Consider the following 7444-nt stretch of genomic DNA (forward strand, 5'->3'; position numbering starts at 1 on the left):
GCGGCCGGCGTCGGTGAGTGTGACGCCGCGGGCGTGCCGCTCCAGCAACGGCTGCCCGGCCTCGGCTTCCAGGCGGCTGATCTGCTGCGAAACCGCGGACGGCGTGTAGTTCAGCGCGCGGGCGGTCGCGGTCACCGAGCCGCGCCGGGCCACCTCGGCCAGCAGCAGCACCCGTCGGACGTCCAGCATCACGCACCAAGACCGTTCAGTTCAGGTTAATACCCATGCAGATTTTCGAGATTGTACTTCACTCTCCGGTCGTCGATGGTGGAAGCACGGAGTCCACAGAGGAGGGCGTTGTGCTGCAGATACCGGGCGAGATGATCCGCGGGGGAACCAGCAAGTGCTGGATCTTCGACCACGACGACGTCGTCGCGGCCGGCGTGGACGTCGACCTCCTGCTGCGCGCGGCCTTCAACGCGGCCGACCCTCGGCAGATCGACGGCGTCGGCGGTGCGTCCTCGACGACGTCGAAGGCCGCGATCGTGCGGACCGCGACCGAGCCGGGTACCGACGTCGAGTACGCCTTCGCCCAGGTGGGCATCGGCGACGAGCGGGTGGAATGGGCCGGCAACTGCGGCAACTGCGCCACCGCCGTGGCGCTCTACGCGGTGCACCACGGCCTCGTCGTCCTCGGCACGCCGACCACCACCGTCCGGATGGTCAACGCCAACACCGGCGCCCGGCTCACCGCCACCATCCCGACGCCCGGCGGCGTCGCCCCGGACGAAGGCGACGCGACGGTGCCCGGAACCGACGCCCGCGGGGTGCCGGTGCTGCTCGGCTTCCAGGATCCGGCGGGCTCGACGACCGGTGCGCTGCTGCCGACCGGACGCCCGATCGACACGCTGGCCGGACCGGACGGTGCCGTCGAAGTGTCGCTTGTGGACGCCGGGGCCCCGGCCGCCCTGTTCGAGGCCAAGGCCTTCGGTCTCGACGGCTCCGAATCTTTGATCCGCTTCGCCGCCGCGGTGCCCGCTCTCACGACACTGCGGCGGGAAGCGGCGCTCGCCATGCGGCTGGCCGGGCCGGACGATCCGGTCAGCCACGCGGTACCCAAGGTCGGTGTCATCGCACCCCCGGTGGCCTACCGCACGACCCACGGCGTCGAAGTCGCCGCGGGTTCCTACGACCTGGCCGTGCGCATGGTCTCCATGCACGCTCCCCACCCGGCGATCGGCCTGACCTCCGCGGTCGCCCTGGCCACCGCCGCCGCCACCCCGGGCACCCTCGCCCACCGCGCCGCCCGGCCGACCGCCGGCGGCACGCTGCGCCTCGGCACACCCGCCGGCGTGCTCACCACCCGGACGGTGCCCGGAAACCCGTCCTCCTCGCCCACGGTGCTGCTGCGCCGCGCCGCCCGGCGCATCGCCCGCGCGGAACTGCACGTTCCGATTCCCGCGCCGCTGTAGAAAGGAAGCCCGCCATGAGCCGCAACGCCGCCGCCATGGGCCACGCCCGACCCACGTCCTCGCGCCGCATCCGCCGGCTGCTTTCCCACCTCTACATCCAATGCCTGATCGGGGTCCTCCTCGGTGGTGCGGTGGGCTGGCTCTGGCCCGCCTTCGGTGCTGGGCTCAAGCCGCTCGGAGACGGATTCATCGGACTGGTCAAGATGATGATCGCGCCGATCATCTTCTGCACCGTCGTGCACGGGATCGCCACGATGGGCAACGCGCGCGCCGTCGGCCGGGTCAGCATGAAAGCGTTGCTCTACTTCGAAGTCCTGACGACCGTCGCCCTCGTGATCGGACTGGTGGTGGTCAACGTCGTCCAGCCCGGCAGCGGGCTGCACGTCGACGTCTCCACCCTCTCCACCGAGCACCTGCCGGCCGCCGCCAGCCAGTCCCACGAGGGTTTCGCCGACTTCCTGCTCGGCATCATCCCGGCCACTCTGGTCAGCGCGCTGACCGGGCAGGAGATTCTGCCCGTGCTGCTCGTCTCCGTGCTGTTCGGATTCGGCCTGCACGCCACCGGCGAGGCCGGCGCCGGCGTGGCCCGCGGGGTGGAGAAGATCTCCGGCGTCCTGTTCACGATCATCCGCTGGATCATGCGGCTGGCCCCGATCGGCGCCTTCGGCTCGATGGCCTTCACGATCGGCAACTACGGTCTGGGCACCCTGCGCCACCTCGCTCTCCTGGTCGGTTCCTTCTGGCTGACCGCGCTGTTCTTCGTCCTGGTCGTCCTCGGCACGGTCATGCGGCTCAACGGGCTCCGGCTGCTGCCCTTCCTGCGTTACATCAAAGAAGAACTCCTCATCGTCCTGGGCACGTCGTCCACCGAGCCGGTCCTGCCGCGCATGATGGCCAAGCTGGAGCACGCGGGCGCCGCCAAGCCGGTCGTCGGCATCACCCTGCCCGCCGGGTACTCCTTCAACCTCGACGGGACCGCGATCTACTTGACCATGGGCGGCGTCTTCCTCGCCCAAGCCCTCGGTATCCACCTCACTTTCGTCCAGCAGCTGACCATGCTCGCCGTCATGCTCCTCACCTCGAAGGGCGCCGCGGGCGTCACCGGGTCCGGGTTCATCGCGCTCGCCGCCACGCTCAGCGCCATCCCGCACGTACCGGTGGCCGCGCTCGCCTTGATCTTCGGCATCGACCGGTTCATGTCCGAGGCCCGGGCGCTGACGAGCCTGGTCGGCAACGGCGTCGCGACGCTGGCCGTCGCCCGCTGGGACCGTCAGCTCGACATCGCCCGTGCGCAAGCTGTCCTGCGCGGCGAACTGCCGTTCGTGCCCATCCCCGAGGTTGTGTCGTCGCCGACGGTACCGCGCGGGCCGATCATGGAGCCAGTGCCGTCGATCCCTTGTGCAGCAAAGGAAACCGCTGCTCAAGGCCGGTTCTGAGTTCACCCGTTCCAGTGATGACCTTCGCACATTTGTTCGGGTACGGTCGGAGACATGACCACGACCCGAAGACCTCGGCAGCACCGCGATCCGGTGCTGCGCCAAGGAAAACCCCTATCGATCGAGGAGTCGCCGGAAGTGCTCCGGCAGTGGCAGCTCCCGCGCTTGCGCCCGTGTCAGCCAAGCGAAGTCGTCGTGCTCCTCAGGATTGAGCACGACCTCGCCGGTGCCTTCTTCCTCCACTGTGTATACGAAAGCGTGGATGCGCAAGGCCCGCCCCGCCACGTCCGGCCACGCGTCGCGCGCCAGTTCACCCGTGACGCGGACCGCCAGCCCGGTCTCCTCCGCCGCTTCGCGCGTCGCTGTGTCCTCGAAGTGTTCTCCCGGCTCGGCCGTGCCGCCGGGCAGTTCCCACCGGCCGGCGAGGAAGACGCCGGGCCCGCGGCGGAGGAACAGCACCCGGTCGCCGCGGGCGATCCAGCAGTAGGCCAGGTGCTTGTGCGCGATCTCCGTCATGCGCGCAATCCTCGCTCAGTTGGTCTTCGACGTCGGCAGGTGGGCGCCGAGGTACCCGACGTACACCGTGCCCGTGCGGTCGGTGTCGTCGAGGAAGTGCAGGCGCGGAGCCGGCGATTTGAAGCGCTCCAGGGCGATGTGGGCGCCGAAGTAGTCGCGGCCCGCCGGGTTCGTCCGGGGATCGACGCGGAACGTGCGGGCCTGGCGGAGCCGCTCGTTCGTGGTCACCGTGTCCGACTCGGCCAGCGCGATGATGTTCGCGCTGATCAGCGAACCCGGCTGGCCGGTGCGGGCGAACGCGAGCACGTCCGAGAGCTCGGGGCCCGGATCCTGTCCGGCGTCGAGCAAGGACGTCCGGGCGCCTGCGTAGGCGTCGAGGGTGCGGAGCGCGTCCCACGCCTTGCGGCGCCAGGCGGCGGCTTTGGGGTGGTGGTCGAGGATCGCCGCCGGCGCCGGCTCGGCCGTGATCGCGAGGTGCTTGAGCGAAGCGCTCGCGGCGACGATCAGCTCGGCGAAACTGGGGAAGTCCTCCGGCGGGCGCTCGGCGGCGGCGATCTCGTCGTCGGCGTCGTGGTGGCGGGCGAGCCGGCCCGCCAGCAGCCCGTTGACGCGTCTGAGCTCGTCGCGTTCGGCCTCCGTCTCCTCGAACGCCCGCGCGTAGTCGTCCACCTCCGCCTGCAGTTGCGCGAGCTGGTCGCGCAGGCAGGCGACGTCGGTCGCGCACGCTTCATCGAGGCGGCGGCGAAGCGTCTTCACCTCGCAGGCGTGCCGGTCCCGTTCCTCGGCGTGGGCCTTGGCCTTCTTCCGCAGGATCGTGATCACGCCGCGCGCCTCGGCCAGCTCCCGCTCGGCGCGGCCGAGCTTGTCGACCAGCTCGGCGTCGGGCTCGTGTTCGGGCGAAGCGAACGGGTCGGCCTCGTACCAGGCCCGCACACTCGGCACGTCCGCCCACTCCTCGGGCAGGGGTGTCCGGCCGCGGGCCTGGATGAGCCGGGTGATCGCGCCTTCAAGGGCCTCGCCGGACACCGGGCTCTCGGTGAAGACGAAGTCCGGGAGCTGGTCACACGGCGGCACGTAGAGTCGCGCGCCCTGCGGCAGGGCGCACCCGAGCGGCAGGTGCCGGTTGAGGGTGTGCCGGAAGCGGTCATCGACGTCGAAGACGTTGACCAGGCCGGGCCAGCCCTCCACGGGCACCGTCGGCGGCTCGGTGAGCACCAGCACCGCCGAAGAGCGCCACGGCGCCGCCAGTGCCTCGCCGAGCAGATCGGCGAGGTGGTCGCATTCCTTGCGCGACCAGCCGCGCATAGCCAGCACGGGCGTCTCGATCGGGATTTCGTCGCTGCCGCTGGCGCCCAGCTCCTCCAGCCCGATCCGCCAGGCGGGCGCATCGTGGCAGCTGCGCCACGGCCGCGTGCAAGCGGCGGTCAGCAGCCACGTCACCCGATCTTCGCCGGCTCGGTAGCACAGCGAAAGCAATACCTGAACGGAGTAGCGCCCTTCGCTGCCCTCGTAGGCGAACTTGAGGTCACACCGGCGCGAGCCGCCGTCATCGGACGACCCGAGATCGGTCACCGTGTAGTCGTCCTGCTGCCGCTGGCGGCTGATCAGCCTGCTGCGCAAGGCGTCCAGGGGGCGTTTCCCCTCGGTGGGGACCAGTCCGTGGTGCCAGATCCGGTGCACCCCCACAGGACTCAACTCCGTTCGCCGGGAACAGGACCACAGCCGAACATAGCGGATCCTGTGACCATCCGAACGCGGGGCGTCACCTCACTCCGCCCCGCCTCCCTGCCGACAGCAATCACCGCGCTTCCGCGCCACGAGCGCCCACTCTGCGTTGGTGGCGGCATGGGCCGTGCTTCCGCGTCACGAAGGCCCGCTCTGCCTTGCTGGCGGCATGGGGCGTGCTTCCGTGTGACGAGCGCCGCGCCCGCTTCGCCTCGCGGGCCGTGCTTCCGCGCCACGAGCGCCCGCTCTGCGTTACTGGCGGCGCTCACCGTGCTTCCGCGCCACGAGCGCCTGCTCCGCCGTGCTGGCGGCATGCGCCATGCTCCCGTGGCAGCAGCGCCCGCTCCACGGCATTGCGCGCGAGATCGATCGCCGCCGCGCACACCGCGACCGCCTCCTCCGCCGGTCGGTCCGCCCGCCCGCCCGCGAGAAGGTCCGCCCGAATCGCGCAGAACCGCGGAAACCACGGCAGCCCGAGCTCCTCGACCAGCGCCAGCGTGCCGGAGGCCGTCGACCTCGGCAACCGCGACCCGCGGGGGTTCGACGTCGCCCTTCGCGGATCCGAGCGCGGCTCCGGTTTCCGATCCCGGGCCGGTGCGGCGGCCGGGGCCGGTTGCGGCTGCCCGGTTGGCGGTCGCCTTCGCGGATCCGGGGCGGCTCGAGTTCTCGCCCCACAGCCGGTCCGGCCGCGGGACCGCCGACTGCGGGCTACTCGCTCGACCGTCGCCTCTGCGGATCCGCGGACAGGCCGGGGCTCTCAGCCACCACCGGCGCGGCGACAAGTCCGTCGATCCCGGCGACTGCCACCGCCCGGATCGCTCGGAACAGCGGCAGGTCGAGGATCTGGCCCGGGCGGGCGGTCGACCGCCCGCCCGGCCCAACGTCACCCCGTGCGCGTCCAGAGGCAGAACGGGTGCCCGGCCGGATCGAAGCAGACTCGGACGTCGTCCTGCGGCTGGAACTCGGCGACCACCGCGCCCGCCGCGGTCGCCATCGCCGTCGCCTCCTGGAGGTCGTCGACCTCGATGTCGAGGTGCAGTTGCATCTGCTGGGCGCCGTCGGCCGGTGGCCACACCGGTGGGACGTGCCCGGTTTCCAGCTGGAACGACAGTCCCGCGCTGCCGTCGTCCGGGCGCAGGGTCACCCACTCCGGTTCGTCGGTGCGGATCGGCCAGCCGAGGAGCTTCGAATAGAACTCGGCGAGCGCGCGGGGTTCCGGCGTGCCGAGCACAGTGGAGGTCAGCTTCATGATCGGACTGGTACCCGCGCGGCGGGGTCTCTACCGCGGTCTGGATCCTCCCGTGTCCAAGTAGGCGATCGGCGGGCCGATCCGGTCCCACGACGTCGTCGCGAACACCGCGGCGCCCGACAACGCGACAAGGCGGTGATGACGGCCGCCGTGGCACCGTCCGGGCGGCAGCAGCGCGAACACCCGCGCTTGCCAAGAAATCAACCAGGCGACCGAGCGCACCGGCCGGACGAGCAGCCAGGCCGCCCAAGTCGCGACCGCCAGCGTGAAGCCGGACGCGCCGATCGCCAGGCCGGGGCCGGGCCAGGGGCCCCATGACGCACCGGGGCGGTCGTGCGTCACGGAATACCTCGGCATCGTGGGGGTTGGTTCCTGGCGCAGGCATCGAGATCACCGAGGGAGCTGCCATGCCGTCCGAGCACGTCCAGGGCACCGTCGCCCATGGGTTCGAGTCCGTCCGGGAAGAGTTCGCCGCCGTCGCGGCCGACGAGGGCGGTGACTACGCCGCGCAGCTCGTCGCGCACGTCGATGGCGAGCGGGTCGTCGACCTGTGGACCGGGCCCGCCATCACCGGCGACTCGCTGACCGGTGTGTTCTCCTCGACCAAGGGGGCCGCGCACCTGGTGGTCGCGCTGCTCGTCCAGGACGGCGTGCTCGACCTCGACCAGCGGGTCGCCCACTACTGGCCGGAGTTCGGCGCCGCCGGCAAGGGCGGGATCACCCTGCGGGACCTGCTGGCGCACCGCGCCGGCGTCGTGGGCGCCGACGAGGGGTTCAGCGCCGAAGAGATCGCGGACGACCGCGTCATCGCCGAACGGCTCGCCCCGCAGCGGCCGTACTGGCGGCCCGGCACGGCGTTCGGCTACCACGCGCTGGTGATCGGCGCGCTGACCGGTGAGGTCGTCCGGCGCGTCACCGGCCGTAGCATCCAGGAGCACTACGAGGAGCGCGTCCGGCAGCCGTTCGGCCTGGACTTCTACCTGGGGCTGCCCGAGGAGCTGGAGCCGCGCTTCCTGACCACCCAGCCGATGCTGCCGACGCCGGAGCAGCAGGCCGAGCTGAACGCGAACGCGACCGGGCCGAACAGCATCACGGGCATCGCCTTC

Annotated in this window: 8 protein-coding genes; 3 read left to right on the forward strand and 5 right to left on the reverse strand. The window is 71.4% G+C overall.

What is annotated here, in order from left to right:
- Positions 1–189: helix-turn-helix domain-containing protein (locus tag CCN39_RS42230; RefSeq protein WP_143264364.1), on the reverse strand; the 189-nt coding region annotated here is incomplete at its 3' end.
- 110 nt (positions 190–299) lie between these two features.
- On the opposite strand from CCN39_RS42230, the gene CCN39_RS42235 reads away from it, so the two are divergent.
- Together CCN39_RS42235 and dctA are read left to right on the forward strand one after the other, a co-directional pair.
- A complete protein-coding gene (locus tag CCN39_RS42235) occupies positions 300–1412 on the forward strand; it encodes a PrpF domain-containing protein (protein WP_086852112.1) in 1113 nt (370 codons plus the stop codon).
- Positions 1413–1426: 14 nt separating this feature from the next.
- A complete protein-coding gene (dctA, locus tag CCN39_RS42240; protein ID WP_086852114.1) occupies positions 1427–2848 on the forward strand; it encodes a C4-dicarboxylate transporter DctA in 1422 nt (473 codons plus the stop codon).
- A gap of 114 nt (positions 2849–2962) precedes the next feature.
- On the opposite strand, the gene CCN39_RS42245 is transcribed toward dctA, so the two are convergent.
- From CCN39_RS42245 to CCN39_RS42260, 4 genes are all read right to left on the reverse strand, one after another.
- Complete coding sequence (locus CCN39_RS42245) at positions 2963–3364, reverse strand: NUDIX hydrolase (RefSeq protein ID WP_086852116.1); 402 nt, start codon at positions 3362–3364, stop codon at positions 2963–2965.
- A 15-nt stretch (positions 3365–3379) separates the two neighbouring features.
- Positions 3380–5050, reverse strand: a complete 1671-nt coding sequence (locus CCN39_RS42250; RefSeq protein WP_086852118.1) for a hypothetical protein — start codon at positions 5048–5050, stop codon at positions 3380–3382.
- A 922-nt stretch (positions 5051–5972) separates the two neighbouring features.
- Positions 5973–6338 (reverse strand): VOC family protein, encoded by a 366-nt coding sequence (locus CCN39_RS42255; protein WP_086852120.1) that lies wholly within the window; start codon positions 6336–6338, stop codon positions 5973–5975.
- Positions 6339–6368: 30 nt separating this feature from the next.
- Positions 6369–6680 (reverse strand): hypothetical protein, encoded by a 312-nt coding sequence (locus CCN39_RS42260; RefSeq protein WP_086852122.1) that lies wholly within the window; start codon positions 6678–6680, stop codon positions 6369–6371.
- A gap of 65 nt (positions 6681–6745) precedes the next feature.
- On the opposite strand from CCN39_RS42260, the gene CCN39_RS42265 reads away from it, so the two are divergent.
- A partial coding sequence (locus CCN39_RS42265; RefSeq protein ID WP_143264365.1) for a serine hydrolase domain-containing protein occupies positions 6746–7444 on the forward strand: 699 nt, incomplete at its 3' end.

Origin of the sequence: Amycolatopsis kentuckyensis, from assembly GCF_002155975.1 — a bacterium.
GTDB lineage: Bacteria > Actinomycetota > Actinomycetes > Mycobacteriales > Pseudonocardiaceae > Amycolatopsis > Amycolatopsis kentuckyensis.

Excerpts from the sequence above, each read along its gene's own strand:
- dctA (WP_086852114.1), top strand. The coding sequence starts at position 1,427 with ATGAGCCGCAACGCCGCCGCCATGGGCCACGCCCGACCCACGTCCTCG.
- CCN39_RS42245 (WP_086852116.1), bottom strand. The coding sequence starts at position 3,364 with ATGACGGAGATCGCGCACAAGCACCTGGCCTACTGCTGGATCGCCCGC.
- CCN39_RS42255 (WP_086852120.1), bottom strand. The coding sequence starts at position 6,338 with ATGAAGCTGACCTCCACTGTGCTCGGCACGCCGGAACCCCGCGCGCTC.